Origin of the sequence: Roseovarius gaetbuli, assembly GCF_900172365.1 — a bacterium.
Lineage (GTDB): Bacteria > Pseudomonadota > Alphaproteobacteria > Rhodobacterales > Rhodobacteraceae > Roseovarius > Roseovarius gaetbuli.
The window spans coordinates 153,399-180,053 of the sequence record NZ_FWFJ01000001.1 but is presented as its reverse complement, the minus strand read 5'-3'; the positions used below and the strand labels follow the sequence as shown (position 1 = coordinate 180,053).

At 60.4% G+C, this 26,655-nt stretch carries 28 protein-coding genes; 16 read left to right on the top strand and 12 right to left on the bottom strand.

What is annotated here, in order from left to right; all coding sequences use genetic code 11:
• Positions 1-70: 70 nt before the first annotated feature.
• Positions 71-748: an invasion associated locus B family protein gene (locus ROG8370_RS00890; RefSeq protein ID WP_370738318.1), complete on the top strand. Its 678-nt coding sequence runs from the start codon at positions 71-73 to the stop codon at positions 746-748.
• A gap of 200 nt (positions 749-948) precedes the next feature.
• The gene (locus tag ROG8370_RS00885; protein ID WP_085825199.1) at positions 949-1,653 is read left to right on the top strand and encodes a DUF3047 domain-containing protein; all 705 of its coding nucleotides are present in this window, start codon (positions 949-951) and stop codon (positions 1,651-1,653) included.
• On the opposite strand, the gene ROG8370_RS00880 is transcribed toward ROG8370_RS00885, so the two are convergent.
• The 5 genes from ROG8370_RS00880 to ROG8370_RS00860 are packed head-to-tail and all read right to left on the bottom strand — an operon-like array spanning position 1,650 to position 6,278.
• Complete coding sequence (locus ROG8370_RS00880; RefSeq protein ID WP_085825198.1) at positions 1,650-2,021, bottom strand: cupin domain-containing protein; 372 nt, start codon at positions 2,019-2,021, stop codon at positions 1,650-1,652. The two genes, ROG8370_RS00885 and ROG8370_RS00880, sit on opposite strands and share 4 nt — an antisense overlap.
• Positions 2,022-2,037: 16 nt before the next feature.
• Entirely contained in the window at positions 2,038-3,249 is a 1,212-nt protein-coding gene (locus ROG8370_RS00875) for a beta-ketoacyl-[acyl-carrier-protein] synthase family protein (RefSeq protein ID WP_085825197.1), read from the bottom strand.
• Positions 3,246-3,503, bottom strand: coding sequence for an acyl carrier protein (locus tag ROG8370_RS00870; protein ID WP_085825196.1), 258 nt, complete (start codon positions 3,501-3,503; stop codon positions 3,246-3,248). Before ROG8370_RS00870 ends, ROG8370_RS00875 begins: the two co-directional genes overlap by 4 nt.
• Before the next feature lie 42 nt (positions 3,504-3,545).
• Positions 3,546-4,637, bottom strand: coding sequence for a UDP-3-O-(3-hydroxymyristoyl)glucosamine N-acyltransferase (lpxD, locus tag ROG8370_RS00865; RefSeq protein ID WP_085825195.1), 1,092 nt, complete (start codon positions 4,635-4,637; stop codon positions 3,546-3,548).
• 27 nt (positions 4,638-4,664) lie between these two features.
• Positions 4,665-6,278 (bottom strand): L,D-transpeptidase family protein, encoded by a 1,614-nt coding sequence (locus ROG8370_RS00860; RefSeq protein WP_085825194.1) that lies wholly within the window; start codon positions 6,276-6,278, stop codon positions 4,665-4,667.
• Between the two features lie 329 nt (positions 6,279-6,607).
• On the opposite strand from ROG8370_RS00860, the gene mepK reads away from it, so the two are divergent.
• Positions 6,608-7,180 (top strand): peptidoglycan L,D-endopeptidase MepK, encoded by a 573-nt coding sequence (gene mepK / locus ROG8370_RS00855; protein WP_085825193.1) that lies wholly within the window; start codon positions 6,608-6,610, stop codon positions 7,178-7,180.
• Positions 7,181-7,266: 86 nt separating this feature from the next.
• On the opposite strand, the gene lipA is transcribed toward mepK, so the two are convergent.
• Both lipA and ROG8370_RS00845 read right to left on the bottom strand, forming a co-directional pair.
• Complete coding sequence (gene lipA, locus ROG8370_RS00850; protein WP_085825192.1) at positions 7,267-8,214, bottom strand: lipoyl synthase; 948 nt, start codon at positions 8,212-8,214, stop codon at positions 7,267-7,269.
• A gap of 199 nt (positions 8,215-8,413) precedes the next feature.
• Positions 8,414-9,340: a hydrogen peroxide-inducible genes activator gene (locus tag ROG8370_RS00845; RefSeq protein ID WP_085825191.1), complete on the bottom strand. Its 927-nt coding sequence runs from the start codon at positions 9,338-9,340 to the stop codon at positions 8,414-8,416.
• Between the two features lie 152 nt (positions 9,341-9,492).
• Between ROG8370_RS00845 and ROG8370_RS00840 the strand changes: the two genes are divergently transcribed.
• Positions 9,493-10,218, top strand: a complete 726-nt coding sequence (locus tag ROG8370_RS00840) for a VIT1/CCC1 transporter family protein (protein WP_085825270.1) — start codon at positions 9,493-9,495, stop codon at positions 10,216-10,218.
• On the opposite strand, the gene ROG8370_RS00835 is transcribed toward ROG8370_RS00840, so the two are convergent.
• Entirely contained in the window at positions 10,215-11,330 is a 1,116-nt protein-coding gene (locus tag ROG8370_RS00835) for a DUF6456 domain-containing protein (RefSeq protein WP_085825190.1), read from the bottom strand. The two genes, ROG8370_RS00840 and ROG8370_RS00835, sit on opposite strands and share 4 nt — an antisense overlap.
• Positions 11,331-11,571: 241 nt before the next feature.
• On the opposite strand from ROG8370_RS00835, the gene ROG8370_RS00830 reads away from it, so the two are divergent.
• Complete coding sequence (locus ROG8370_RS00830; protein WP_085825189.1) at positions 11,572-11,871, top strand: DUF6477 family protein; 300 nt, start codon at positions 11,572-11,574, stop codon at positions 11,869-11,871.
• Here the strand turns inward: ROG8370_RS00830 and ROG8370_RS00825 are convergent.
• Complete coding sequence (locus tag ROG8370_RS00825) at positions 11,868-13,421, bottom strand: trimethylamine methyltransferase family protein (RefSeq protein WP_085825188.1); 1,554 nt, start codon at positions 13,419-13,421, stop codon at positions 11,868-11,870. The two genes, ROG8370_RS00830 and ROG8370_RS00825, sit on opposite strands and share 4 nt — an antisense overlap.
• A gap of 297 nt (positions 13,422-13,718) precedes the next feature.
• On the opposite strand from ROG8370_RS00825, the gene ROG8370_RS00820 reads away from it, so the two are divergent.
• The 10 genes from ROG8370_RS00820 to ROG8370_RS00775 all read left to right on the top strand — a co-directional run bounded on the left by ROG8370_RS00820 (position 13,719) and on the right by ROG8370_RS00775 (position 24,035).
• Positions 13,719-14,978, top strand: a complete 1,260-nt coding sequence (locus ROG8370_RS00820; protein WP_085825187.1) for an OmpP1/FadL family transporter — start codon at positions 13,719-13,721, stop codon at positions 14,976-14,978.
• 49 nt (positions 14,979-15,027) lie between these two features.
• Positions 15,028-16,590, top strand: a complete 1,563-nt coding sequence (gene guaA, locus ROG8370_RS00815) for a glutamine-hydrolyzing GMP synthase (protein WP_085825186.1) — start codon at positions 15,028-15,030, stop codon at positions 16,588-16,590.
• Between the two features lie 93 nt (positions 16,591-16,683).
• On the top strand, positions 16,684-17,490 hold the full coding sequence (locus ROG8370_RS00810; protein ID WP_085825185.1) for an FkbM family methyltransferase: 807 nt from the start codon (positions 16,684-16,686) through the stop codon (positions 17,488-17,490).
• The gene (locus tag ROG8370_RS00805) at positions 17,491-18,387 is read left to right on the top strand and encodes a DMT family transporter (RefSeq protein WP_085825184.1); all 897 of its coding nucleotides are present in this window, start codon (positions 17,491-17,493) and stop codon (positions 18,385-18,387) included.
• Between the two features lie 135 nt (positions 18,388-18,522).
• A complete protein-coding gene (locus ROG8370_RS00800) occupies positions 18,523-19,617 on the top strand; it encodes an OmpP1/FadL family transporter (RefSeq protein ID WP_085825183.1) in 1,095 nt (364 codons plus the stop codon).
• Positions 19,618-19,740: 123 nt separating this feature from the next.
• Positions 19,741-20,613: an ATPase gene (locus ROG8370_RS00795; RefSeq protein ID WP_085825182.1), complete on the top strand. Its 873-nt coding sequence runs from the start codon at positions 19,741-19,743 to the stop codon at positions 20,611-20,613.
• A 28-nt stretch (positions 20,614-20,641) separates the two neighbouring features.
• The gene (gene metA, locus ROG8370_RS00790) at positions 20,642-21,565 is read left to right on the top strand and encodes a homoserine O-acetyltransferase MetA (RefSeq protein WP_085825181.1); all 924 of its coding nucleotides are present in this window, start codon (positions 20,642-20,644) and stop codon (positions 21,563-21,565) included.
• A complete protein-coding gene (locus ROG8370_RS00785) occupies positions 21,549-22,523 on the top strand; it encodes an alpha/beta fold hydrolase (protein WP_085825180.1) in 975 nt (324 codons plus the stop codon). The genes metA and ROG8370_RS00785 overlap by 17 nt, the downstream gene beginning before the upstream one ends.
• Before the next feature lie 38 nt (positions 22,524-22,561).
• On the top strand, positions 22,562-23,431 hold the full coding sequence (ppk2, locus tag ROG8370_RS00780) for a polyphosphate kinase 2 (RefSeq protein ID WP_085825179.1): 870 nt from the start codon (positions 22,562-22,564) through the stop codon (positions 23,429-23,431).
• Complete coding sequence (locus ROG8370_RS00775; RefSeq protein WP_085825178.1) at positions 23,424-24,035, top strand: TetR/AcrR family transcriptional regulator; 612 nt, start codon at positions 23,424-23,426, stop codon at positions 24,033-24,035. The genes ppk2 and ROG8370_RS00775 overlap by 8 nt, the downstream gene beginning before the upstream one ends.
• Positions 24,036-24,133: 98 nt before the next feature.
• Here the strand turns inward: ROG8370_RS00775 and rpsI are convergent, their stop codons facing one another.
• The 3 genes from rpsI to ROG8370_RS00760 all read right to left on the bottom strand — a co-directional run bounded on the left by rpsI (position 24,134) and on the right by ROG8370_RS00760 (position 25,784).
• Positions 24,134-24,622, bottom strand: a complete 489-nt coding sequence (gene rpsI / locus ROG8370_RS00770) for a 30S ribosomal protein S9 (RefSeq protein ID WP_085825177.1) — start codon at positions 24,620-24,622, stop codon at positions 24,134-24,136.
• Positions 24,622-25,086 (bottom strand): 50S ribosomal protein L13, encoded by a 465-nt coding sequence (gene rplM / locus ROG8370_RS00765; protein ID WP_085825176.1) that lies wholly within the window; start codon positions 25,084-25,086, stop codon positions 24,622-24,624. The genes rpsI and rplM overlap by 1 nt, the downstream gene beginning before the upstream one ends.
• Positions 25,087-25,364: 278 nt before the next feature.
• On the bottom strand, positions 25,365-25,784 hold the full coding sequence (locus ROG8370_RS00760; protein ID WP_085825269.1) for a PaaI family thioesterase: 420 nt from the start codon (positions 25,782-25,784) through the stop codon (positions 25,365-25,367).
• Positions 25,785-25,842: 58 nt separating this feature from the next.
• On the opposite strand from ROG8370_RS00760, the gene ROG8370_RS00755 reads away from it, so the two are divergent.
• Positions 25,843-26,628, top strand: a complete 786-nt coding sequence (locus ROG8370_RS00755) for an enoyl-CoA hydratase (RefSeq protein WP_085825175.1) — start codon at positions 25,843-25,845, stop codon at positions 26,626-26,628.
• The last annotated feature ends 27 nt before the right edge of the window (positions 26,629-26,655 follow it).

Sequence of the window (26,655 nt, the reverse complement as noted above, 5' to 3'; positions counted from 1 at the left end):
ATTTGATCCTGACTCTTGGTCCGCGCCATGATACTGCGCATAAAACAGAATAGTTTTTAATGGGGAAATGATGCCTAGAATTCTTTCGAACCTTTCACTGATCGCCATTCTGGCAATGGGGACATCGCTGAGTGCGCAAGAGGCAACGACCGAAGCCGAAGCCGCCCCGGCCGCTGAAGCGCAGGCAGCCGAAGCACCGGCGACAGACGCACAGGCCGCCGAAACTCCGGCAGAGGCCCCCGCCGAAGGGGCCGCCGCTGCCGCCGAAGGTCTGGATACGGGCCGCGAGGTCCAGGAGGACCCGTCCTATATCAAGGCGACCTATGGCGACTGGCAGATGAAGTGCTTTCGCACCGGGACCGAGGAAGACCTCTGCCAGATGTACCAGCTTCTGACGGAAGAGGCCGGAAATCCGGTTGCCGAGTTCAGCCTTTACCGCCTTCCCAAGGGCGCTCCGGTCGTGGCGGGCGCAACGATTGCCGTGCCGCTTGGCACCCTCTTGAACGAGGAAATCAAGATTGCGATCGACGGTGGCAAAGCCAAAAGCTATGCCTATTCGTTCTGCACCATGGGCGGCTGTTTCGCGCGGATCGGCCTTGCACAGGCGGATGTTGATGCGCTCAAGCGCGGCGTCAAGGCGACGCTGGCAATCGTGCCGGCACAGGCACCCGACCAGACGGTCAATATTTCCGTTTCGCTCAAGGGCTTTACGGCGGCCTTTGACAACGCCTCGGTGCTTCAGCAATAAGCCCATCCAGGGCCAGGCGCCCTTTTAAAACAGCTTTGAAAAGGCCACCGGATGCAGCTCTGGTGGCCTTTTTTCATGGCGTTGACCCGGACGCGATCACAACCCGGTGAGGCATGGCGCATTCCGCCATGCCGCCCTTGCGAGCCTGACGCGGTAGGGTCACCCTGGCGCAGGTCGCGTGTTTGCAAAAGGGATGCCCCATGAAGAAAACAGTGCTGGCTCTTGGGGTGATCCTCTTTGGCGGGGCCACCTATTGGACGACGCCCCCGGATGCCTTTGACACCGCCGCGCCGCTTTTGGCCAACGGCAAAACGGTTCATCTCTTGGAGGGGCTAAACACCGACACCCTGCCAGAGGGCTGGGTGCATCGGACGTTCTTTCGCATCCCGGCGACCGAGTACGAGATGACCAAGGAGGATGCGACGCCGGTGCTGCGCTGTTCCACCGACAAGGCCGCCTCGATCCTTGCGCGCGACACCTCAATCGCCCTTGCCGATCTTCCGATGCTAAGCTGGCGCTGGAAGGTGACGCAGCCGATCGAGAGCGATGTCGATGAGGCCACAGAGCATGGCGACGATCATCCGCTGCGGCTTTATCTGCGCTTTGCCAATGAGGCGGGCGAGACACGCGGCGGTGAGATCATCTGGAGCAATCGCAAGTATAAGCCGGGCGATTACAAGGTCATCGGATCATTTTATCAATATGTTGCCAATGGGTTGAACGTCAATCTTAATGCGTGGCATGCGCAATCTCTCGACCTGCGCCGACTTTATCGCGACATTGGAGGCACCGGCACGCCAACGCTCACGGTGATGGGTGTGTTTTGCGACAGCGACAACACGGGCGGCAAAAGTGACGGGATGTTCAGCGATATCACCCTCTCGGCGGACACCGGCCAGAATTAGAACCCGCCGGGTTTGTGACCGAAAAACACCTTGGTCACCTCCTCGGTGATCTGCCAGGTGACCCGCGCGCCGTTGCGCATGACCATCGTGTCATTCACCCCAAGCACCCGCGTCTCGCCGCTGGCGTGATCCGTCACGCGGCACGCCCCGGCAAGGATCGTCATAAGCTCGTCGCCCTGCTCGGTGCATTCAAACGTGCCCACCGTGCAACGCCAGATGCCAAGCCGGGTGTCATGTCCCGGCCCGCCTGCATCAATCCGGCCAGAGGCACGCGGCGCGCCCTCAAGGATGCGATAATCGCTCGCCGGATTGTCAAACGGCCAGTCCTCCAGCGCGCCTACGTCATCGCCGGGCCGATAGATCTGCATAACGTGTCCCTCTGCCCTAGGTGAACCGGCGCAGGGCCAGAACCGCGTTCAGCCCGCCAAAGGCAAAGGCATTGCTGAGTGCCACATCGACCCTCGCCTCGCGCGCGACATTGGGCACCACGTCAAGCGCGCATTCCGGGTCTGGCTCTTCATAACCGATGGTCGGTGCGATGATCCCGTCGCGCAGCGCCATGATACAGGCCAGCAATTCGACCGCGCCAGTGCCGCCGATAAGATGGGCATGCATGGATTTCGTCGAGGAAATCATAAGCTTGTCGGCATGCGCCCCGAAGACATCCGCCACTGCGGCGCTTTCGGTCTTGTCATTGGCGGCGGTGCCGGTGCCATGGGCGTTGATATAACCGACCTCGTCGCGGTTGATCCGCGCATCTTTCAACGCGCCTTGAATGGCGCGCGCCGCCCCCTGTTTCGAGGGCATGACGATGTCCGAGGCATCCGACGTCATGGCAAACCCCGCCACTTCGGCCAGGATTTCGGCGCCGCGTTTGCGCGCGTGCTCGTATTCCTCGAAGACAAAGATCGCCGCGCCCTCGCCCTGTACCATGCCGTTGCGATTGGCCGAAAACGGGCGACAGGCGTCACGGCTCATGACGCGCAGCCCTTCCCAGGCCTTGACCCCGCCAAAGCAGAGCATCGATTCCGACCCGCCGGTGACCATCACCGGGGTGATGCCGCCGTGCACCATCTGAAACGCCTGCGCCATGGCGTGATTGGACGAGGCACAGGCCGTCGAGACGGTAAAACTTGGCCCCTTGAGGTTATATTCCATCGACAGGTGGCTGGCGGCGGCGTTGTTCATCAGCTTGGGCACCACGAAGGGATGCACCCGGTTCTTGCCGTCCTCGTAGACCGAGCGGTAATTCTCGTCGAGCGTGGTCATGCCGCCCCCCGAATTGCCAAGGATCACCCCGGCGCGCGCCGCCAGTTCGCCCGAAAATGTCAGGCCGGCCTGCGCAATCGCCTCGCGCGCGGCGATCATGGTGAACTGGGTAAAGCGGTCAAACAGCGCAAGCTGCTGGCGGTTAAAGCGGCTCTCGGGGTCGTAATTCTTGACCTGCCCGCCGATGCGGATCGACAGGCGCTCGACATCGCGAAACTCAAGCTCTGAAATGCCGCAGCGGCCTTCGCGCATCGCCTCCAGGGTTTGCGGCACCGTGGCGCCAAGCGCGTTGATCGTGCCCGCGCCGGTGATGACAACGCGTTTCACGCGCGCTCTTTCACCAGCCGCTCGATGCCCGCGATGATCGTGCTGACCGATGAGATGTCGAAATCGCTTTCGCTTGGTTCATTGGCGTTGAAGGGCACGGTTATGTCGAATTCTTCCTCGATGGCGAAAATGCTTTCGACAAGGCCAAGGCTGTCGATGCCAAGATCCTCAAGCGTGTTTTCAAGGCCAATATCGGAGGGTTCCAGAACCGCCTGTTCGGCGATGATGGCGATAACGCGATCTTTGATGCTCATGGCTTATGTCTTTCCGCTCTGAACCGGTGCCTGATCCGGGATTTAGGTATTATGGGGCGGCTTTGAAACAGTTTTCTTAAGCTCTGAAACATCATCGAACAAACGCCGCAACCGCCGGAAGCCTTTGAAAACCTCCATCGTGGTTTCCATCTTCATCGCCGGATAGCCAAGCATCACCCGACCCGCCGGAATATTGGCCAGTACGATCGTGCCGCCGCCGGTGATCACATTGTCACCGATAAAAATATTGTCGCTGACGCCGGTCTTGCCGGCCAGCACCACGTTGTTGCCAATCCGCGTCGAACCGGCAATGCCGACATGCCCGCAAAGCAGGCAATCATTGCCGACGATCACGTTGTGGCCGATCATCACGAGGTTGTCGATCTTGCTACCATTGCCGATTCTGGTGTCGCGGATGGTACCGCGATCAATCGTGCTGTTGGCGCCGATCTCGACATCATCGCCGATCGTGACGCTGCCAAGGCTATGGATGCGGGTCCAGCTCTGCGCGTCGGCCTCGCCCTGATCGCCAAGCGTGGCGCGGGCCGATTCAACGGTCGAGGTTTCGGGCGTCACAAAGGAAAACCCGTCGCCACCGACCACCACGCCGGGCTGTGCGATAAAGCGCGCGCCGATCACGACGCGCGCCCCGATCCGCACACCCTCGCGCAGATAGGCGCCTGAGCCGATTTCCGCGTCATTGCCGACATAGCTCTGCGGCCCGATGATCGAATCCTTGCCGATCTTCGCGCCCTTACCGATCACCGCCAGCGGGCCGACACTCACGCCCTCGGCAAGCTCGGCCTCGGGATCAATCACCGCCGAAGGGTGGATGCCCGTGCCCCAGCCCTGACCGGGATCAAGCAGCGCGGTAAGGCCCGACATCACATAGCGCGGGCGCGGTGCGACAATCGCCGCGCGAAGACCAAGCGCCTGCCAGTCGGCGCCCTCCCAGATCACGGCGGCGAGGGCGTCCCCCTGCCCCAGGGCATCGGAATATTCCGGCTTCATCGCAAGCGCCAGGTGGCGCGCAGTTGCCTCGGCGGGCTCTGCCACGCCGTCGATCTCCAAGTCAACGGCGCCAAAGGCCTCTGCCCCAAGCGCCGCTGCAATCTGTTGAATGGTATAGGCCATGAATATCCCCTTCGCTTGAAGGAGTATTTAGCCCTGAACCGCGCCCAGTGAAACCCCTGCCTTTTCCAGCGCGTCCCAAATTCTGGCGTCCCGCCCATAGACATCACCGCGATACTGGGTGCGGCCCTGTGCCTTGGTAAAGGCGGTGCGATAGATGATATGCACCGGCACCTGGGTCTTGAGCGGCACAATTGACTCGCGCCCGGTGTTCAGGACCGAGTGAAAATAGGCCTTGGGATCATCTTCCTGCCTGGCCAAAAGCGTATAGGCAAAGTCAAACGGCTGCTGAAGGCGAATGCAGCCATGGCTGAAGTCGCGTCTTTCCCGGCCAAATAGCGCCTTTTGCGGCGTATCATGCAGGTAGATGTTGTATTTATTGGGGAAAATGAACTTGACCAGCCCAAGCGCATTGCGTGTCGAGGGCGGCTGTTTGATCGCAAACGGGAAGTTGCGCGCGTTATAGGCGCCAAAATTTACCGCGCCACGGCTGACCTCACGCCCCCGGCTGTCATAGAGGCGCAAATGCGAGGCGGCGTTGGGATTGCGCTTCATCTGCGGCAGGTATTCGTTGACGGCGATCGAGCGTGGCACATGCCAGGTGGGGTTGATCACCATATGCTCCATCATGTCAGAAAACTCGGGGCTGCGCCGGTCGCTTTCGTTCTTGCCGACCACCGCGCGTGTCTCGAAGGTGAGGTGGTCATTGTCCATGATGCGGGCGCTGAAATCGGTGAGATTGACCAGAATATGCCGCTTGCCCCGCTCGGGTGTCAGCCAGCGTTCCCGCTCCATCGCGACGATCACGGATTTCAGGCGCTGTTCCACCGGCACATTGAGCGCGGCAATCGTGCTTGCCCCGGCCACACCGTCCTGTTCGAGCCCGTGATCGCCCTGAAAGGCCTGCACGGCGGATTGAAGGGCGGCGTTATAGGTCTGGCTCGCGCTGCGCGGCAAATATCCCATAGTGATCAACCGATTGCGCAGCGCCACAACCGCCGCCCCCGCCTCGCCGGGCTTGAGGGCGCTCGCGGGCACGGTCGCGCCCCATCCGCCCTGCGCCATCAGATGCTCAAGCCGCAGCTTTTCCTTCATCAGGCGGGCGTATTCATTGCCCTGCGGCGCAAGCGTGCGGAAGAACGCGCGCGGCTCTGTGGTTGTAAGACCGGTCAGATTGGTGATCGGATCGACATAAAGCACCTCGCGCTTGATGCCATCATCTACCTTTGAGGGCACCAGAACACCGCTTTGCATGTCGCGCGCAAGCCGCAGGAAGGTGCGGCTCAGCTCGCCTTCGATCAGACCCAGATCGCGGCTTGAGCGCGCGGCGCCCATCTGCTCCATTAGGCCGGACAGATCATAGCGCGCAACCGGCAAGCCATGCAGGTCAACCTCGCTCAACGTGCGCACAAGCGCCTTGCGCCGGGCGCGATCCTCGGCGCCATCGCCGGTCCAGATCGGAGCAAAGCCGGTCTCGCGGTAAAATGCCGCAAGATCCCGGTCGCTTGCCACGGTTTCCGCCAGAGCTTGGCGGAAGGCGATGACCTGTGCCACGGCGGGATGGCTGGTAAATACAGTGGTCAAGGTTACAGCGGCTGCTGCCATCAGCAGGCCAAAATCACGGCGCGTCTTCGCCAACGTCATAGAATTCCCCTTAAGTCGCGCGTTACACAATCTTGATATTATAACCCTCCACTTAAGGGCCTCTCAATTTTTTCCTAACACTTTGCTGTCAACTTTATGCGCAGGGTCGTGACTGCGGCCAAAATACAGCTTGGCTTGCGCAATTCGGACACAGCGCCGAAAATTTGCGCGAAAACTTGCCGAAAACCCTTGATGCCGGCGCCGGTCGCCAAATCAGGACTTGGTGGATGATTCTTCATGTGCAATAAAGTCTGCACATCTGGGGATGATACGGCAAAGCCACGGAACAGTGGCACTTTAGGTAGGCGACGGGACAGGCGTTTAACACAATGACGAAGCTTATGAGCTCTCAGAGCATGACGCGGCGCGGGGTATTGGGCGCATTCGCAGCAACCGCCCTTGTGGCCGCACCGACCTTTTCCAATGCAGCAGGCTTTCTGCGAGGTGCTGGCGATGTACGCCGCATCCGCATGACATCGCCGCGCACCGGGGAAAAGATGGATACGATCTATTGGATCGAGGGCGAATATATCCCCGAAGCGGTCCGTGAAATCTCGATGTTCATGCGCGACTGGCGCACCGATGGCGTCAAGGATATCGACACCCGCACGATTGATATCCTCGCCGCAAGTCACAATCTTCTGGACGCAAGCGAGCCCTATACCCTGCTCAGCGGATATCGCAGCCCCAAGACCAACGCCATGCTGCGCAGCCGCTCGCGCGGGGTGGCCAAGAATTCGCGCCACATGATCGGCCAGGCCGCTGATCTGCGCCTTGGAAGCCGCTCTGTCAGCCAGATTTATCGCGCGGGCCTTGCCTGTGGCGGCGGTGGCGTCGGGCGCTATTCCAGCAGCAATTTCGTCCATATGGATTGCGGCCCGGTGCGCAGCTGGGGCCGGTAGGCCCCTCGCGCCCTCACGCATCGACAATAAGCAAAAGGCCGGTCACATCAGACCGGCCTTTGTTGTTTCTGGATGTGCTGTCGAAGTCAGGCGAACTTGGCGTTGCGCGCCGCCTGAAGCCGGGCAAAATCATCGCCCGCATGATAGCTTGAACGGGTCAGCGGCGAGGCCGACACCATCAGGAACCCCTTGCCATAAGCCGCGCGCTCATAGGCGGCAAATTCGTCCGGGTGCACGAAACGATCCACCGCATGGTGTTTCGGCGTCGGTTGCAGGTATTGCCCGATGGTCAGAAAATCGATTCCCGCCGCGCGCATGTCATCCATCACCTGATGCACCGCCTGGCGATCTTCGCCAAGGCCGACCATGATTCCGGATTTGGTGAACATGCTCGGGTCGATATCCTTGACCCGCTGCAACAGGCGCAGACTATGGAAATAGCGCGCACCGGCGCGCACCTCGGGGTAAAGGCCGGGCACGGTTTCAAGGTTGTGGTTGAACACATCCGGCTTGGCCTTGACCACGACCTCTAGAACCTCGGGGTCGCAATGCAGGAAATCCGGCGTCAGTATTTCGATCGTGGTGCCGGGGCTGCGATGGCGGATGGCGCGGATGGTCTGGGCAAAATGCTCGGCCCCGCCATCCTTGATGTCGTCGCGATCGACGCTGGTCACGACCACATGCTTGAGGCCAAGTTTCTGCACCGCATCGGCGACGCGGCCCGGCTCGAAGGCATCAAGATCTTCGGGCGGCTTGCCGGTGGCTATGTTGCAAAAACTACAGGCGCGGGTACAGACCTCGCCCATGATCATCATGGTGGCGTGGCCCTGACTCCAGCATTCGCCCGCATTGGGACATCCGGCCTCTTCGCAGACCGTGACGAGCTTGTGCTCGCGCATGATCCTGTGGGTTTCGAAATAGCCCTTGCTGGTTGGCGCCTTGACGCGAATCCAATCCGGCTTTTTGGGCTGAACATTGTCCGGACGATGCGCCTTTTCGGGGTGGCGTTGTCCGGGTATCTTGAGATCACGCACGAAATTTTCCCCGCGAATGGTTTGGTAACACTCACCTACTATAAAACATAGCGATGGGAAGTGCCAGTAATGCAAAGCCGTTACCCGGTGGTCGCATATGCGTAAAGAGTGTCCATCGCACTTACCGAGTGTTTCAAGTGTTACCGGCCCGTGCCCGATTGGGTGCGGGCCGCGTTTTGCCAGGGACCGGCCAAGGTTTTCAGACCGCGCGCGCCGTGTCGATCAGCGATTGACCCACCGATTGCAAGACCTCGGCAAGCTTGGCAAACCACGCCTCATTCTGCGAGCTTTGCCGCCGCACAAGGGCAATCTGGCGGGCCGGTTCGGGGGCGCAAAACCGCCGCAGATGCATGCCGGGGGCCGCCCTTTGTTCGATACTGGCCGCTATTTCCGGCATCAAGGTAAGGCCGAACCCGGCCTCGACCAGCCGCGACAGCGTGGCCAATGATGAGGCCCCCATGTCAATCTGGGCATGTCCACGTCCGCGCCCGCAGACCTCCAGCGCCTGGTCGGTCAGGCAATGGCCATCCTCCAACAGCAGAAGCGGGCTCTGATCAAGCGCTGCAGGGCGCAGGGTTTCGGCGGCGGGACCAAGGGCTGCAAGCCGCGCCTCGGTGCCCGCCAGCAAAAACCGATCCTCGAACAAGGGCCATTCGGTGAGCCCCTCGGCCGCCACCGGAAGGGCGACGATCCCGGCGTCAAGCTGGCCGGTCTGCACCTCCTGGATAAGCTGATCTGTCTTGGCCTCGCGCACCTGCACATCAAGCGAGATGTCGCGACTGCGCAGCGCCTCAAGCGCGGCGGGCAGGATGTAGGGCGCAATCGTCGGGATGATCCCGAGCGACAGCCGCCCCGTCAGCCCGCCTTGCCAGCGGGCGGCTTCGGTCAGGGCCTGCATTTCGCCCATAACCCGCGTGGCATGGGTGAGAATCAGGCGGCCAAAGGGCGTCAGCACCACATCGCGCGCGCGCCGCTCGACAAGCTTTTCCCCAAGCGCCGCCTCCATCTCGCGGATTTGCACGGAAAGGGCGGGTTGCGAAATGCTCACTACCTCGGCGGCGCGGCCGAAATTGCGCTGCTCGGAGAGGGCTTTGAAATAGCTGAGTTGGCGCAGGGTGATATTCATATGCTGAAGTTATGCAACTCACGCGAATCTGCAAGTCTGGATTATCGCACTCCGCCCCCTGCCCGCGCCGATGTCGCAGTCTTGCCGCTTGCGGGCCGCGAGCGGCGGCCTATGCTTGGCCGATTCCGGTTAACACAGGCTAAGACGTGATCATGGACAGGCAGGCAGAGGGGCGCGACGGCCAGACCCTTGGGCGCACGCAGGAATATCTCAAGCAGATCGTTTTTGGCGGCACCGACGGCATTGTCACCACATTCGCGATCGTGGCGGGCTTTGCCGGGGCGCAGGCCGAGGGCGTGGCCCAGATCGGCGGGCTGGCGGTTCTGGTGTTCGGGCTGGCCAATCTTTTTGCCGATGCGGTGAGCATGGGCTTGGGCGAATTCCTGTCGCTGCGCGCGCAGCATGATCTTTACCGCTCGCGCCACGCCGCGAGCTTGCGCGCCATGGTGCAAAATCCCGATGGCCAGACCACCGTGATTACCGAAATTCTAAGGGCGCGGGGCCTGTCGCAGAGCGAGGCAGAGACCACGGCCACGATCCTGTCGCGCCACCCCGGAGCGATGAGCGAGCTCATTTTGAACTACAAGATGGGCCTGCGCGATCCCGAGGTGGAAAGCCCCATCTTGAACGGGCTTTTCACGTTCTCGGCCTTTGTCACCTTTGGGGTTGTGCCGCTGGTGCCCTATCTTTTGGCCGACGCCACCGCACAAACCACGCGATGGTCGGTTGCGGCGACACTGGTGGCGCTTGTCCTGCTGGGGCTGTTGCGGTGGAGCGCGACCGGCGAGCGCCTGTTGCGCACCCTCGGCGAGACCGTGCTTGTGGGCACGGTCTGCGCCCTTGTGGCGTTTGTGGTCGGTGCCCTGGTCGGCGGTTAACCGATCATCCCGCCGGCATCGCCAAGGCTGGCGTAATGGCGTTTGAGCCGCTGCAAGGCGATCCGCAGAACGATTTTACCCGAGCGCGCCGACCACCCCATCCTCTTTTCGGCCCGTTCCAGCCCCTCCAGGTAGCAACAACAGCGCAACACCACATCGCCAAGCCCCGGCCCAAGGTCGCGCAGCGCACTGGCGACGCGCGCGCGCGCCGCATCCGCGCCATAGCCCGAGGGGGTCGGGCCGCCGCCCTGATCATCGACGAAGGTCAGGAAACGGTCCCAATTCTGAGTCGTGCGCGGCGCCATATGCGATAGCTCGAAATCCTCGCGCAGCCGCTCTCCTGCGCGCACAAGATCATCGCTCAGGAACGGGCTTCCGTCCTTGTCGCGCCGCCGCGCCAAGGCAATAAGCGGCGTTTCACTCAGCCCATAGCGCATCCGCTTGCTGGCCTGTCCGGCGCCGTCATGCGCCTCGTCGATTTCGGGGTCACCCTTTGCCTCACCAAAGCCGGAGGCCTGATTTTCCGCCTCGGCCAGCATCGTGCCAAGCGCCGTGCGCCCGGCGGCGGTGACATGATAGCGCGCGATTCGCCCGGGGCTCTCGCAGGTGATCCAATGCTTGAGCGCCATCGCCTCGGCGACCTCGCGATCAACCACCGCCGTGCGCGAGGGTTGACCGGTGCCGGTGTCGCGCACCACCACGGCCTTATCCATCCCCACCGAGACCGCCAGAACCGCTCCGGCCTCGCAGAGTCGGCGCAGAACACGGCGCGCTTCGGATTTGAGGCGGGCCTCGCTCAGCGCGGTGTCGTCTTCGGGCAAATCCCTGATATGGCTTGTCATTTTGGCCTCCTTGGCAGGAGAACCGGCAGCCTTTAAGTGCAGAACCTGTTGGCCGAGTCGGCGCAGCGCCTCATCGACCAATAAATCGTCGCGACGGGTTTCGAACATCCGTATCTGGCGCAATACGGTCGAGGCATGACGCCCCGCCCGCCGCGCAAGAGCCGAGATCGGGGTGCCTGTTTCTGTATGCGCAAGATAGTGCAATGCCGCCTCAGGCACCCAGGTCGGGACCTGTTGCAATCTTGGTTTTGGTGCACATCCCTCGCGCATGTTCTTACCCCTATTCGTCAGTCACGACCTGCCCGGGTAACCGCCCGGGATTTATCCACAGATTTATCCACAACTTAAACGTGCAAAAGATTACCGGTTCGTTAATTGTTTCCAGAAATTCAACCATTGTTTATAAATCGTAAACAATCTCAAAGTCCTCCGCGCGGAGTCTTGGGGCAAGACGCAACAGTAGGTCATGTCGTGTCACTAAGGGTGAATTCAACCTTAGGGAGTCTGCCACATGAACGATATTCTGACCACGCTTGACCGCCTGCGCCGCCCGCCCCTTTTGATCCGGGCCGCAAGAATCGGGGCTAGTGAGTATCGCCGCGCGCCGCATCTGCGCCGTCATCTTGGCTATGGCGCCCTGCCGCGCAGTGGTCAGGCGCTTGTTCAGCTTGTCGAGGTCGAAGCAGAGCTTGAGCGTGACAGAAAACAGCGCGCGGCAGGATATTCTGCCGCGCGCCATGTGGATGTTCTGATCGCGATGATGGGCGAAGCGCGCCTGTTGCGCGCCACCCGCCTTGAAAGCGTGAGTTAGCTAAACGCGTCGGGCATTGATTCTTTTCTGGTGGCCACAAAGGCCTCCAGAGCTTCGGTAATCGCCGGATCGAGCGGCGGTTGCTGATAATCCCCGAGCAGTTTCTTGACCCGCGCATTGGCCAGAACCATCGTGTCGCGTTCGCCCTCTTCGGACCATGTCTCGAAGGGTTTGTAGTCAAACAGGTCACTGCGCCAGAAGGCGTTCTTGAAGTTCGCCTGGGTATGGGCGCACCCAAGGTAGTGACCACCGGGGCCAACTTCGCGGATTGCATCCATCGCCTGGGCGTTTTCATCAATCTCGATGCCGCGCGCGATGTGGTGCAGCGTGCCAAGCTGATCGGCATCCATGACGAATTTTTCAAAGCTGGACACAAGCCCGCCCTCAAGCCAGCCACAGGCATGCAACATGAAGTTGACGCCCGCCAGCAGCCCGACATTCAGGCTGTTGGAGGTTTCATAGGCAGCCTGTGCATCCGGCATTTTCGAGCCGTTGAACGAGCCCGACGAGCGGAACGGCAGGCCAAGGCGGCGGGCAAGCTGACCTGCGCCATAGGTGATATGCGCGGCTTCGGGGGTGCCGAAGGTCGGCGCGCCCGAGTTCATGTCGATCGAGGTCACGAAGGCGCCCATGATCATCGGCGCACCGGGGCGGACAAGCTGACTATAGGCGATGCCGGCCAGGGCCTCGGCCAGAACCTGTGTCAGCGTACCCATCACCGAGACCGGCGCCATCGCGCCGCCAACGATAAAGGGTGACAGGATACAGGCCTGATTGTTCTGGGCATAAACTTCAAGCGAGCCCATCATCACATCGTCGAAGGTCATCGGCGAGTTGACGTTGATCAGGCTGGTCATGACCGTGTTGTCTTGAACGAAGTCCTTGCCGAACAGGATACCGCACATGTCGACGCTGTCCTGCGCGCGGCTTGGTTCGGTGACCGAGCCCATGAACGGCTTGTCCGACAGGGTCATATGCGCATGAAGCATATCAAGGTGGCGCTTGTTCACCGGTACATCGGTCGGCTCGCAAACGGTGCCGCCGGAATGGTGAAGCCACTTCGACATATAGCCGAGTTTCACGAATTTGCGGAAATCGTCCATCGTGGCATAGCGGCGGCCACCTTCCATGTCGCGCACGAACGGCGGGCCATAGACCGGCGCAAGCACAAGCGACTTGCCACCGATTTCGACGGTGCGCTCGGGGTTGCGGGCGTGCTGGATGATGCGCGACGGCGCGGTCGAGCAGAGCTTGCGGGCAAGGCCACGCGGGATGCGGACACGCTCGCCGGTGACATCCGCGCCGGCATTGCGCCAGCGTTCAAGAGCGGCCGGATTGTCGACGAAGTTGACGCCAACCTCTTCAAGGATGGTATCGGCGTTGGCCTCGATGATCTCGAGCGCCTCTTCGGTCAGAACCTCGAAGTTGGGAATGTTGCGCTCGATATAACGCGCGGTCTCGATGCTGACGGCGGTGCGTTCCGCGCGACGTGCGGCCCCGCCGCCGCCTCGTGCCCGTCGGCCGCGTGCTTCTGCTTCTGCTTCTGCCATGATTGCACCCTCTATATGGTCAATTGCTAACGCCAAATCGCCCGCCGATACGGCAGGGGTTGCCCCGTCATACCGTTTTGCCCCGCCGCGCCATTAGAGGATTCCGGCGAATGCGGGGAAAAAGCGACATTCGCCCGACCTCGTTAACGCCCGGTCCTGTAAATATGATGAATTCCCTTGTGATGATTTCGCAGCGGTTTGATTTTATTTGCCTCTGACCCCGGCGAGGGCTGGCAGAACCGGGGGCAAATAGCCCAATAGCAAGAAAAAAACTCACGCTTCGAAGGGACAGTGACGATGAAAGCGATGTTTGATCGCGGGGCCAAGGCCTTTGCCGTGCTGGGGCTTTGCCTGCTCAGCACACCCGCATTTTCAACCAACGGATATTTTGCAAATGGCTATGGCGGCAAGTCCAAGGGCATGGCGGGCGCCGGTGTTGCCGTGCCCACCGGCGTTCTTGGCATGGCGCAGAACCCGGCCACCGGGGTCAAGGTCGGCAATGCGGCGGGCTTTTGCCTGACAACTTTCGCGCCGGATCGCACCGTTCGCGTCGCCCCCGGCGGGCCGCTGACGCCGGGCACCCACAAAAGCGAGAATGACGTCTTTCTCATTCCCTGCGGCGGCGCCAACTGGGCGCTCGACGAGCGTTCGTCGCTTGGGGTTTTCGTCTTTGCAAATGGCGGCATGAACACCGAATACAAGACCAACTTCTTTTCCGGTCTCGGCGCCGGATCGGCGCCTTTGGGTGTCAACCTTGAACAGGCTTTTGTCACCGTGAACTATGCCCGCAAGGTCAGTGACCGGCTGACCTTCGGGGTCTCGCCAATCCTGGCGGTACAGCGCTTCAAGGCCACCGGGCTTGAGGCTTTTTCGGGCCTCTCGCTTGCCCCCGGCAAGGTCACCAATCAGGGCCATGACTGGTCAACGGGCCTCGGCTTCAACCTTGGCCTGCTCTACGAGGCAAGCCCGCAATGGACCATCGGCGCGGCCTATCGCAGCCGCATCCAGATGTCGTCATTGAGCAAATACAGCGGCCTGTTCGCGGGCGGCGGCGATTTCGACGTGCCGGCCATGCTGACGCTCGGGGCGGCCTATACGCCCGCATATCAACCGAAATTGACCATTACCGGCGAATTCCAGCGGATTCATTATGGCGATGTGAACGCCATCGCCAATACAAGTGCGCCGCCGCAAGGCCCGCTTGGCGCAAGCAACGGTGTCGGCTTTGGCTGGAAGGATGTCGATGTCCTGCGTCTCGCCGCGATCTATCGCCGGAGCGAGCGCCTGACGCTGCGCAGCGGGATCAGCTATTCGACCGAATTCACCAATAATCGCGAGGCGGTGATCAACACCATCGCCCCCGCAACGCCGCAATGGCATGCGTCTTTCGGTGGCAGCTACAAGATCAATGATCGTTGGGGTTTTACCTTTGCCTATACCCACGCGTTTTCAAATAGCATCACCGGGGTCAACACGGCACTGACCGGCGTGGCCCAGCCTGTGCGCCTCAGAATGCGCCAGCACGAGATCGCAACCGGCCTTAGCTATAGCTGGTAAGACGCGGCTTTCTCTTGCGCAAAACGCAGGTGCGCTATACGAGGCGGTCATGAGCCAGATATCCCATGACCGCCTCTTGATTATAGACTTTGGCAGCCAGGTAACGCAGCTGATCGCGCGTCGCCTGCGAGAGCTGAACGTTTATTGTGAAATCCACCCCTATCAGAACGTCACCGATGCGTTCCTGACAGAGTTTGCGCCCAAGGCCGTGATCCTGTCGGGTGGCCCGTGCAGCGTGATCGACGAAGGCTCGCCGCGCCCGCCCGCAAGCGTGTTCGACCTTGGCGTGCCGATCCTCGGGATCTGCTACGGCCAGCAGGTGATGATGCATATGCTTGGCGGCAAGGTCGAGCGTGGCGATGGCACCGCGGAATTTGGCCGCGCCTATGTCACCCCGACCGAAGAGCGCATTGGCTTGCTCAACGGCTGGTTCCTTGAGACCCGCGAACAGGTCTGGATGAGCCACGGCGACCATGTAAGCAAGATCGCTCCCGGCTTTGCCGTCTATGGCACCTCGCCCAATGCACCCTTTGCCGTCACCGCCGACCTCAACCGCAATTTCTTTGCCGTGCAGTTCCACCCCGAGGTGCACCACACCCCGAACGGCAAGACGCTCTATGAGAACTTCGTGCGCCTCGCCGGGTTCACCGGCGACTGGACCATGGGCGCCTATAAGGAAGAGGCCATTCGCATCATCCGCGAACAGGTCGGCGACAAACAGGTGATCTGTGGTCTTTCCGGTGGCGTCGATAGCTCTGTGGCGGCGGTCCTGATCCACGAGGCGATCGGTGATCAGCTCACTTGTGTGTTTGTCGATCACGGTTTGCTGCGTCTCAACGAGGCCGACGAAGTCGTCACGATGTTCCGTGACAACTATAATATTCCGCTGATCCATGCCGATGAATCAGAGCTTTTTCTAGGTGAGCTTGACGGCGTAAGTGACCCTGAAACCAAGAGAAAGATCATTGGCCGCCTGTTCATTGACGTGTTCCAGAAATACGCCAATCAGATCGAGGGCGCAGAGTTTCTGGCCCAGGGCACGCTTTACCCCGACGTGATCGAGAGCGTCAGCTTTTCGGGCGGTCCGAGCGTCACCATCAAGTCGCACCACAACGTGGGCGGTCTGCCGGAAAAGATGGGCCTCAAGCTTGTCGAGCCGCTGCGCGAGCTGTTCAAGGACGAGGTGCGCGCGCTTGGTCATGAACTTGGCCTGCCGGCAAGCTTTATCGGCCGTCATCCGTTTCCCGGGCCGGGTCTTGCCATTCGCTGCCCCGGTGAAATCACCCGCGAAAAGCTTGAAATCCTGCGCAAGGCGGATGCGGTCTATATCGACCAGATCCGCAAGCATGGGCTGTACGATGATATCTGGCAGGCCTTCGTCGCCATTCTGCCGGTGCGCACCGTTGGTGTGATGGGCGACGGGCGGACCTATGATTTTGCCTGTGCCCTGCGCGCGGTGAATTCGGTGGATGGCATGACGGCGGATTATTATCCGTTCAGCCACGAATTTCTCGGTGAAACCGCAACCCGGATCATCAACGAGGTCAAAGGCATCAACCGCGTCACCTATGATATCACTTCGAAACCTCCGGGCACGATTGAGTGGGAATGAGCGGCGGATCTCATCACGGCGTTTACAGGCAAGCCCCCTGTTTGGGGGATGCACCACGCGCGCGGGCACAGCTGTGCCAAGACAGGAGGTAACATGTTCCTTAGAAAGTTTTTCGACCGCAAATTGCTGGACCACGGCCATATCCGCCAAGCGGCAGCCAAGCGTTCCGACGTCGAAGAGTTGATAAGTGACTTTCGGGCCGCCTATACGCCGACGCGTCTTGTGCGCATTGGTGGTGACGGCGACGGTGGCTACATGATGCCCGACGATTTTGACGGAATCACCCATTGCTTTTCGCCAGGCGTATCGATCACTGCGGATTTTGAAGACCATATTGCACGTGACTATGGCATCAAATCGTTCCTCGCCGATGCCAGTGTTGACAATCCCCCGATGGATAACCCCCTGTTCGAGTTCGATAAAAAGTTCCTCGGCGCCTATAATGACGACATCTTTACAACGCTCAACAGCTGGATGACCCAAAAGCTAGGCGATCAAACAGGCAATGATCTTGTCCTTCAGATGGATATCGAGGGCGCTGAATTTGACGTGCTGATCGAAAGCTCTGTCGAGACGCTTCGCAAGTTCCGCATGATGGTGATCGAATACCATTCGATGCAGCGGATTTTCGAACGCAACAGCCTGCCGTTGATCAAGGCGGTGTTCCGCAAACTTCACAGCCAGTTTGCGATCGTTCACATGCACGCCAACAACTGCTCACCTCTTGCCACTTGCAGGGGGCTCGAGGTGCCGCCGGTGTTCGAGGTTAGCTATCTGCGCCGTGATCGCCTGGCCGATCTGGCGACGGGGGGCGTGGTGTCCCTGCCCCATCCACAGGACCATCCGAACGTACCTGCCAATCCCGACGTTGTGATCCCCGAGGTCTGGTGGCGTGGCTGAATGACCATCGTCTCAGCACCGCCACGCACCGATCCGGCCGCCGTGTTGCGTGCGGCGCTTTGGATGCTGGGCGCGGTGCTGGCGTTTTCGTCAATGGCGGTGGCGGGCCGCGCGGTCAGCTTCGAGCTCGATACCTTCGAGGTCATGATGTACCGAAGTATGATCGGCCTCGGCCTTGTGGTGATCGTCGCGGGCCTGACCGGCCATTATCGCCAGATCACCACCCGAAGCCCCACCACCCATCTGATTCGCAACCTGTTTCACTTTTCCGGGCAGAACCTCTGGTTTTACGCGATCACGGTGATCCCGCTGGCGCAGGTCTTTGCGCTTGAGTTCACCGCGCCGCTTTGGGTGCTGATCCTGTCGCCGCTGGTGCTTGGCGAGCGGCTTACGAAAATGCGCGTGCTGGCCGCGATCATCGGCTTTGTCGGCATCCTTATCGTCGCGCGCCCAAGCCCCGAGACACTGAGCCTTGGCACCATCGCGGCCGCAGCGGCCGCCATTGGTTTTGCCGGCTCGATCCTGTTCACCAAGCGGCTGACGCGCAGCGAAACACTGACCTGCATCCTGTTCTGGATGACCCTGAGCCAGAGTATTTTCGGTCTTGTCTGTGCCGGGTACGACGGTGACATCGCCCTGCCCTCGCTACCCTCGACGCCCTGGCTTGTGGTGATTGCCTGTGCCGGACTGACGGCGCATTTCTGTCTGACCACGGCCCTGTCGATTGCGCCCGCCACTCTTGTGAGCCCGGTCGATTTCACCCGCCTTCCGCTGATCGCGGTGATCGGGCTTTTGGTCTATAACGAGCCGATAGATGCCTTTGTCATCCTTGGCGCTTTGATCATTTTCGGCGCGAACTATCTGAATTTGTGGTCAGAAACCGCAAAAAGACGCTGATCGTCCCAGACCTCGCGTTTAAAGTGTGACCATCAGGCAACCCCACCCTTCCCTGACGTCAGTGACGCCGCGTCAAAGATTGACCGGCAGATTACTGCCGATAAAGATCGGGGCAACTTCTGGAGGAGAGGCCCAATGAAAAGACTCACACTTGCAGCATCCACCCTGGTTGCTGTCGCAGGCACCGCTCAGGCAGGCGAGATTGAGCGCCGAGGCGACCCATCGATGATTTTGTTCGAGAAGAGTAAAAACTATGTCGAGCTATCTGCGGCAACTCTTCACCCCAACGTTTCCGGTGCGCCGCGAGGTGTGCCAACCGGCCCGACTGGCAATATTCAGAAAAGTTATCAGTCATTCGCGGGTGGCTACAAACATCAGCTGAATGAAAAGGTTGCTCTGGCCCTGGTCATCGACGAACCTATTGGGGCTTCTGTAGATTACAGCAGAGCCGGTGCATTCTTCGCCGGATCGAATGCAGAGGTAAACTCTATCGCCGTGACCGGGATGGCAAAGTATAAGTTCAATGACCGGATGAGCGTCTATGGCGGCCTGCGCTATATGGGCCTTAGCGGAAACATTCAGGTTATCTCGCCGGCTACAGGTGGTAGCGCCCTGGCGCCCCCCGGGCCTTATTCTCTCAACGTGGATAAGGATTATCAGTTCGGGTATCTTGTGGGCGCGGCCTATGAAATCCCCAGCATCGCAATGCGCGTCGCGCTGACCTATGAATCCAAAACGGAGCATGATTTCCGCGATAACAACGGGTCTCCGTTCAAAGTTGAAATTCCTCAGGCTGTCACGCTTCATGCACAATCCGGCATAGCCACCGATACGCTGCTTTTCGGCTCTGTCAAATGGCGGGAATGGACAAAATTCAAGGTGCAGCCGGCCGACTTCTTCCAGTTTTCCCCGGCCCCCGTAAACGTGCCGATTGCAAGCGGCCCCAGCGATATCTGGACATATGAGCTTGGTATCGGTCGCAAGTTGAGTAAAAACTGGAGTGGCGCAGCCATCCTGGGATACGAAAAGGACCAAGGTGATGTTGTTGGCAACCTTTCGGGCAAGGACGGCTATATCAGCTACGGGCTGGCGGCAACTTATGAAAACGAAGCCATAAAAATCACCGCCGGTGTTCGCTATTTTGATGTTGGCAGCGCGGACACGTCGGTCTCAAGCTTTTTGGGCAGTGATGCGATTGCGTTCGGCACCAAGGTCGGGTTTAAATTCTAAACGCCCATCGCAAGCAGGATCAGGCCCCGCCCTCTTATCCGGGCGGGGTTTTTTCGTCGCACGACTGCTTTGGATTGACCCCGGCAACCGCAGTTTGTAGCACGATCCCAAAGGGGAGCGGCGATGATCTACACTTCGGCACAGGACTGGCGGGCGGCGACGCATAAACGGGTGCTGTTTTACGGCATGTCCGGCCTTGGCAAGACGTACCTCTCGAACATGCTGCGCGATGGCGGGGATTGGTTTCACTACTCGATAGATTACCGCATCGGCACGCGCTACATGGGCGAGCTGATTGCCGATAATGCCAAGGCCTATGCCATGCAGGTGCCGTTCCTGCGCGATCTGTTGCTGACGGATTCGATCTATATCGGATCGAACATCACCTTCAACAATCTCGCCCCGGTTTCGACCTATCTCGGCAAGCCGGGCGACCCGGCCAAGGGCGGCCTGCCGATTGATGAATACCGCCGCCGCCAGGATCAGTTCCGCCAGGCCGAAATTGCCGCCTTGATGGACACCGGGCATTTCATCGCGCGCGCTGATGCGCTTTATGGCTATTCGAATTTCATCTGCGATACCGGTGGCTCGATCTGCGAATGGGTCGAGGGCGATGACCCCAACGATCCGATCCTCTGCGAGCTGTCGCAGCAATGCCTTTTGATCTATATCGAAGGCAGCGAGGCCCATACTCAGGAATTGATCCGCCGGTTTGATCGCGCCCCCAAGCCAATGGCCTATCAGCCCGCGTTTCTGGACGCTTCTTGGGAAGAATACCTAAGCGAAAACAACATCGAAGCCGACGAAGTTGATCCAGATAGCTTTATCCGCTGGACCTATGCGCGCGCGCTTGCGCACCGCCAGCCACGATACGAGGCCATGGCCCCTTGGGGCGTCACCGTCAGCGACGATGAGGTCGCAACGGTCAAGACCCCGGCAGATTTCGATCACCTGATCGCGACCGCCCTTGAGCGGCGCGCCGATACGCCTATCTAATCCCGTTACCCTGAGGAGTCGCACGCCAATGCCCATCAAGATCCCCGCCAACCTGCCCGCCTATGACGTGCTTACGCGCGAAGGCGTCATGGTCATGGACGAGGATCAGGCCGCCCGTCAGGACATCCGCCCGCTGCGCATCGGCTTGCTCAACCTGATGCCGAAGAAGATCCAGACCGAGAACCAATTCGCGCGGCTGATCGGCGCGACCCCGCTTCAGATCGACCTGCACCTCATCCGGATGAGCGAACATCAGGCCAAGAACACCGCCGCCGAGCATATGGAAAGCTTTTATCGCACCTTTGAAGAAGTCGAGGCCTCGGGCGACAAATATGACGGGCTGATCATCACCGGCGCGCCGATCGAGCATCTGGAGTTTGACGCCGTCACCTATTGGGGCGAACTTGAACGGGTGTTCGAGTGGACCCAGACCCATGTGCAATCGACCTTCGGCGTGTGCTGGGGCGGCATGGCGATGATCAACTATTTCCACGGGGTCAAGAAGCATATGCTGGAGCATAAGGCCTTCGGCTGTTTCCGGCATCGCAACCTTGTGCCCGCCTCGCCCTATCTGCGCGGATTTTCGGATGAATGCGTGATTCCGGTCAGCCGCTGGACCGAAATGCGCCAGGATGAGATCGAGGCCGCCGGTGGTCTGACCACGCTTTTATACAGTGACGAAGTTGGCCCCGCCCTGGTCGAGGACCCCAAACATCGCGCGCTCTATATCTTCAATCATTTTGAATATGACAGCGACACCCTCAAGCAGGAATATGACCGCGATATAGAGGCGGGCACGCCGATCAACGTGCCCTGCAACTATTACCCGAATGACGATCCCAGCAAGCCACCGCAAAACCGTTGGCGCAGCCACGCTCACCAGCTTTACGGCAATTGGATCAACGCGATCTATCAATCGACGCCGTTTGATATGAATGACATTGGCCGTTAAATCCCTTGTCATCCTCACGGTCCTGTTGGCTGGCCTCTGGGCCTATGCCATCCACTGCGCGCGCGCCCACGAGGCCCGCGCCGAGGCGGCCTTTCCCCCGGAGGGCGAGATCATCGAGGTCGATGGCCACCCGGTTCATGCGGTGGTCATGGGCCCCAAGGATGCGCCTGCCGTGGTGCTTATCCACGGCGCCTCGGGCAATACCCGCGACATGACCTTTGATCTGGCGCCGAAACTTGCCAGCGATTACCGCGTGATCGTGTTTGACCGCCCCGGCCTTGGCTATACCGCGCGGATCAACCAGAGCGGCGCCACCATTGGCCAGCAGGCCGATTTGCTGCAACAAGCCGCGAGCCAGCTTGGCGCAGAGCGCCCCATTGTTTTGGGCCATAGCTATGGTGGCGCGGTCGCCCTCGCCTGGGCGCTCAATCACCCAGAGGCCATCTCGGGGCTGGTGATGCTCGCCGGGGCGGCCAAGCCCTGGGAGAGCGCGCTTTCGACCTATTACAAGGTGCTGTCGCATCCGCTTCTCGGGCCGCTGGTGATCCCCTTTCTGACCGCCTTTGTCGACGATAGCCGCGTTGAACAGGCCGTCGGCGAGATATTCGAGCCGCAAACCGCGCCCGATGGCTATCTGCACCATATCGGCGCAGGACTCACCCTGCGCCGCCACTCCTTGCGCGCCAATGCCTTGCAACGTGCCAACCTTCTGGCCGAGGTCACGGCGATTCATCACCGATATGGCGAGATCGACCTGCCGGTCGAAATCCTGCACGGCACCGCCGATACCACCGTGGGCCTGCACATCCATGCCGCGCCCCTATCGCGCCAGATTGGTGGCGCGATCCTGACGTCCCTGCCCGGCATCGGCCACATGCCCCAGCATGCGGTGCCCGATCAGGTGATTGCCGCCATCCTTCGGGTTGCTGTGCGCGCGCGATTGCACCCCGCCGACTGAGCGGCCATACTCAGGCAAAACAAGAGTGAGGCCCGACCATGGATCTGCCCTTTGACGGCGCGATCAGCGCGTTCTTCGAAAAAGACATCCCCGACGATATCCGCAACGAAATCCGTCGCGCGGACAAGGGCGATATCCTTGGGCATGAGTATCCCTATTCCGAACGCATGCCGCGCAAGGCCTATGAAAAAGAGCTGGAAAAGCTTCAGATCGAGCTGGTCAAGCTTCAAGCTTGGGCACGTGAAAGCGGCGCGCGGATCGTCTGTGTGTTCGAGGGGCGCGATGCGGCCGGCAAGGGCGGCACGATCAAGCGGTTCCGCGAAAACCTCAACCCCCGCGGCGCGCGCGTCGTGGCCCTGTCGAAACCCTCGGATACCGAGGCGACGCAATGGTATTTCCAACGCTACATCGACCATCTTCCCGGCGGTGGCGAGATCGTGTTTTTTGATCGCAGCTGGTACAATCGGGGCGTGGTGGAAAAGGTCTTTGGCTTTTGCACCGACGACCAGCGCGAGCATTTCTTCGCCCAGGTGCCCGATTTCGAACGGATGCTGGTCGATGAGGGCATTCGCCTGTTCAAATTCTGGCTGAACGTCGGGCGCGCCGAACAATTGCGCCGGTTTCTCGGGCGCGAGAGCGATCCCCTCAAGCAATGGAAGCTCAGCTGGATCGACGTCGAGGGCCTCAAGAAATGGGAGGCGTATAGCGCCGCCATCCCCGAGACCCTGACCCGGAGCCACACCGATCACGCGCCCTGGACAGTGATCCGATCCGATGACAAACGCCGTGCGCGTTTGGCGGCGATCCGTTCGATGCTGACCTCGATCGACTATGCCCGCAAGGACAGCCGCGCGATCGGCACGCTTGACCCGGCCATCGCCGCGGGTCCAGAGATTTGGCATGGCTAAACAGGGCTATCATCACGGCAATCTGCGCCAGACGCTTGTCGATGGTGCGCTGAGCCTGATCGAGACCAAGGGCCCGGCCGGTTTTACCCTGTCGCAGGCCGCCAAAAGCGCCGGTGTGACACCAGCCGCCGTTTACCGCCATTTTGCCGGGCGCGACGATCTTATCTCAGAGGCGGCGCGCCAGGGCTATGTCGTCTTTGCCGAGGGGCTTGAGGCGGCGCGCGCCACCGCGCCGGGCGGGGCCGGGCAAATCCACGCGCTTGCCCGCGCCTACCTTGGTTTTGCCCGAAGCAATCCGGGCCATTACATCGCGATGTTCGAAAGCAGCATCGACATCAACCGCCTGCCGGGTCTGGCCGAGGCCGCCGGGCGTGCGCGCGCCTTGATGCATGGTGCCTGCGATGCGCTCTGCCCCCTGATTGCGGCCGAGCGCTGCCCCGAGGCAAGCCTTCTGACCGCGCATATCTGGGCAATGAGCCATGGCGTTGTCGAGCTGTTCTTGCGCAACTCGGCCGGCCTCTCGGATCACGTCGCCCCCGAAGAGATGCTTGAGGCGGGGCTAGCCACCTACCTGCGCGGGCTTGGCCTGCCCGATAGGGCCTGAGCAGACCCAAGCGCCTTTTTCCCGACATCCAAAAGCGAAAAGGCGCAGCCGAAGCCGCGCCTTTCCATATCTGTAACCACGAAACGTGGCTCGGTCGCTTAACGCTTGGAGAACTGGAAGCTCTTACGCGCCTTGGCCTTACCGAATTTCTTACGTTCCACAACGCGGCTGTCGCGTGTCAGGAAGCCCGCAGCCTTCAGAGCACCGCGCAGGGCGGGATCATAAAGCTGAAGCGCCTTCGAGATGCCGTGCTTGACCGCACCGGCCTGACCCGAAAGACCACCGCCCTTGACGGTTGCCATCACGTCGAACTGATCTTCGACGCCGGCCACGGTAAAGGGCTGACGCAGGATCATCTGCAACACGGGGCGTGCAAAATAGGCGTTCATTTCACGGCCATTGACAACGACCTTGCCAGAGCCCGGCTTGATCCAGACGCGGGCAACCGCGTCCTTGCGCTTGCCTGTGGCATAGGAACGGCCAAGCTCGTCACGAACCTGCTCGTGGCGTACCATGGTTTCGGTCTCGGCAACGACGCCTTCTGCGATCGATTCCAGACCTTCGAGGGATTTGATTTCGTCAGCCATCAGTATGCCACCCGCGTATTCTTGGAGTTCATGGATTTGACGTCCAGCACTGCGGGGCTCTGGGCCTCGTGGGGGTGCTCGGAACCTGCATAAACGCGCAGGTTGGTCATCAGGGTGCGCGACAGGCGGTTGCCCGGAAGCATGCGCTTGACGGCCTGCATCACGACGCGCTCGGGGTATTTCCCTTCCAGGATCTGGCCCGTTGTGCGCGACTTGATACCACCAGGGTGGCCGGTGTGCCAATAGTTCGGCTTTTCGCGCTTGTTGCCGGTCAGCTGTACCTTGTCGGCATTGATGACGATCACGTTGTCACCCATGTCCATGTGAGGGGTAAAGCTGGCCTTGTGCTTGCCGCGCAGGCGAACGGCGATGATCGAGGCAAGACGACCAAGAACAACGCCTTCAGCGTCGATCAGGATCCATTTCTTGTCGATATCTGCCGGGGTAGCAGAGAATGTTTTCATTTCAGGCAAAACCTTGTGCTTGATCTTTCGTCTTGATCCGCCTCGGCCGCGATTTGGCCGCGCTGATACGATGGGCGGGTTATAGACGCTTGAACTGTCAGGTCAACCACAGTCACCCCAATTAAACAAAGCCAAATCAATGACTTGAAAATTAGGTAATATAATACCCCACTTCGCTGCGCACTTTCTCCCGCAAATACCCCCTGCCCGCCCTGCCTTCTTCTTCTTGGCCTAAATACTCACGGGGGGTCCGGGGGCAGACAGCCCCCCGGCCTCACCTATTTAGGCGGGATCGCATAGGTCAGGCTGGCGCGCGCCACCGGGGCCTCCATGCCCTCGGAAAAGATAAGAACATCACCGACAGACAGGGTCCTGCCCAGTTTGAGCAACCTGCATTCGGCCACAAGATCAACGCCCGCCGTCGGCTTGCGCATGAAATCAATACTGCAATTGGTGGTGACGGCCATGGCCTTGGGGCCGATCATCGCCAGCGTCGCAAGATAAACCGCCACATCCGCAAGCGCAAAGATCGACGGGCCGGACACCGTGCCACCGGGGCGCAAGTGCTTGTCGGCCACCACAAGGCGCACCCGCACGCGCATGTCGCCGACCTCTTCGATGGCAAAATCACCCTTCACCTGGGGAAATTCCCGATCCAGAAACACCGTCAGCTCGTCGCGCGTCATTTTAAGGCTCATGCTTTGCTCCTTGCCCAATCGCGCGCTAGAATGGCCACAAGCTTTGAAGGGATACAAGATGACAATTCTCGACCGCCAGGATACCGGCGCCATTGCCCGGCTCACATTGAACGCGCCGGAAAAACTCAACGCTCTCAGCGACGCGATGCTCGCCGCCCTGCAGGATCAGTTCGATCAACTGGCGCAGGATAAAACCATTCGCGTGGTTACGCTCGCGGGCGCAGGCAAGGCATTTTGCGCCGGTCACGACCTCAAGGAAATGACCGCTGGCCGTCAGTCGCCCGATGGCGGGCGCGCCTATTTCGCCGATCTGTTCAATCGCTGCACCAGCGTGATGCGGGCCATCCGCACCCTGCCACAGCCGGTGATTGCCGCGCCCCACGGCATCGCCACCGCCGCGGGCTGTCAGCTTGTGGCAAGCTGTGACATGGCCGTCGCCGCCCACGGCACGCGCTTTGGCGTCAACGGGGTTAATATCGGCCTGTTCTGCTCAACCCCGATGGTCGCGCTCAGCCGCAACATCCCGCGCAAACAGGCCTTCGAGATGCTCACCACCGGCGAATTCATCGACACCATGCGCGCTGCAGAGCTTGGCCTTATCAACCGCGCGGTGTCACCCGAAGATCTTGACGCGGCCACGCTCGCCCTCGCCGAAACCGTCGCCGCCAAGCTTGGAAGTGCCGTGCGCATCGGCAAACGCGCCTTTTACGACCAGCTCGAAATGGACGTCGATGCGGCCTATGCCCATACCGGCGCGGTGATGGTGGAAAACATGCTCGATCGCGACACCGCCGAGGGCATCAACGCCTTTATCGAAAAACGCGCCCCGGATTGGGATCAGTGAGCGCCCCTTTTCAAACCCCCTGCAATC

Bases quoted from the DNA above. Each gene is read 5' to 3' on its own strand.
- ROG8370_RS00890 (WP_370738318.1), top strand. From the start codon at position 71: ATGCCTAGAATTCTTTCGAACCTTTCACTGATCGCCATTCTGGCAATG.
- ROG8370_RS00885 (WP_085825199.1), top strand. From the start codon at position 949: ATGAAGAAAACAGTGCTGGCTCTTGGGGTGATCCTCTTTGGCGGGGCC.
- ROG8370_RS00880 (WP_085825198.1), bottom strand. From the start codon at position 2,021: ATGCAGATCTATCGGCCCGGCGATGACGTAGGCGCGCTGGAGGACTGG.
- ROG8370_RS00870 (WP_085825196.1), bottom strand. From the start codon at position 3,503: ATGAGCATCAAAGATCGCGTTATCGCCATCATCGCCGAACAGGCGGTT.
- lpxD (WP_085825195.1), bottom strand. From the start codon at position 4,637: ATGGCCTATACCATTCAACAGATTGCAGCGGCGCTTGGGGCAGAGGCC.
- ROG8370_RS00860 (WP_085825194.1), bottom strand. From the start codon at position 6,278: ATGACGTTGGCGAAGACGCGCCGTGATTTTGGCCTGCTGATGGCAGCA.
- mepK (WP_085825193.1), top strand. From the start codon at position 6,608: ATGACGAAGCTTATGAGCTCTCAGAGCATGACGCGGCGCGGGGTATTG.
- ROG8370_RS00845 (WP_085825191.1), bottom strand. From the start codon at position 9,340: ATGAATATCACCCTGCGCCAACTCAGCTATTTCAAAGCCCTCTCCGAG.
- ROG8370_RS00840 (WP_085825270.1), top strand. From the start codon at position 9,493: ATGGACAGGCAGGCAGAGGGGCGCGACGGCCAGACCCTTGGGCGCACG.
- ROG8370_RS00835 (WP_085825190.1), bottom strand. From the start codon at position 11,330: ATGCGCGAGGGATGTGCACCAAAACCAAGATTGCAACAGGTCCCGACC.
- ROG8370_RS00830 (WP_085825189.1), top strand. From the start codon at position 11,572: ATGAACGATATTCTGACCACGCTTGACCGCCTGCGCCGCCCGCCCCTT.
- ROG8370_RS00825 (WP_085825188.1), bottom strand. From the start codon at position 13,421: ATGGCAGAAGCAGAAGCAGAAGCACGCGGCCGACGGGCACGAGGCGGC.
- ROG8370_RS00820 (WP_085825187.1), top strand. From the start codon at position 13,719: ATGAAAGCGATGTTTGATCGCGGGGCCAAGGCCTTTGCCGTGCTGGGG.
- guaA (WP_085825186.1), top strand. From the start codon at position 15,028: ATGAGCCAGATATCCCATGACCGCCTCTTGATTATAGACTTTGGCAGC.
- ROG8370_RS00810 (WP_085825185.1), top strand. From the start codon at position 16,684: ATGTTCCTTAGAAAGTTTTTCGACCGCAAATTGCTGGACCACGGCCAT.
- ROG8370_RS00805 (WP_085825184.1), top strand. From the start codon at position 17,491: ATGACCATCGTCTCAGCACCGCCACGCACCGATCCGGCCGCCGTGTTG.
- ROG8370_RS00800 (WP_085825183.1), top strand. From the start codon at position 18,523: ATGAAAAGACTCACACTTGCAGCATCCACCCTGGTTGCTGTCGCAGGC.
- ROG8370_RS00795 (WP_085825182.1), top strand. From the start codon at position 19,741: ATGATCTACACTTCGGCACAGGACTGGCGGGCGGCGACGCATAAACGG.
- metA (WP_085825181.1), top strand. From the start codon at position 20,642: ATGCCCATCAAGATCCCCGCCAACCTGCCCGCCTATGACGTGCTTACG.
- ROG8370_RS00785 (WP_085825180.1), top strand. From the start codon at position 21,549: ATGACATTGGCCGTTAAATCCCTTGTCATCCTCACGGTCCTGTTGGCT.
- ppk2 (WP_085825179.1), top strand. From the start codon at position 22,562: ATGGATCTGCCCTTTGACGGCGCGATCAGCGCGTTCTTCGAAAAAGAC.
- ROG8370_RS00775 (WP_085825178.1), top strand. From the start codon at position 23,424: ATGGCTAAACAGGGCTATCATCACGGCAATCTGCGCCAGACGCTTGTC.
- rpsI (WP_085825177.1), bottom strand. From the start codon at position 24,622: ATGGCTGACGAAATCAAATCCCTCGAAGGTCTGGAATCGATCGCAGAA.
- rplM (WP_085825176.1), bottom strand. From the start codon at position 25,086: ATGAAAACATTCTCTGCTACCCCGGCAGATATCGACAAGAAATGGATC.
- ROG8370_RS00760 (WP_085825269.1), bottom strand. From the start codon at position 25,784: ATGAGCCTTAAAATGACGCGCGACGAGCTGACGGTGTTTCTGGATCGG.
- ROG8370_RS00755 (WP_085825175.1), top strand. From the start codon at position 25,843: ATGACAATTCTCGACCGCCAGGATACCGGCGCCATTGCCCGGCTCACA.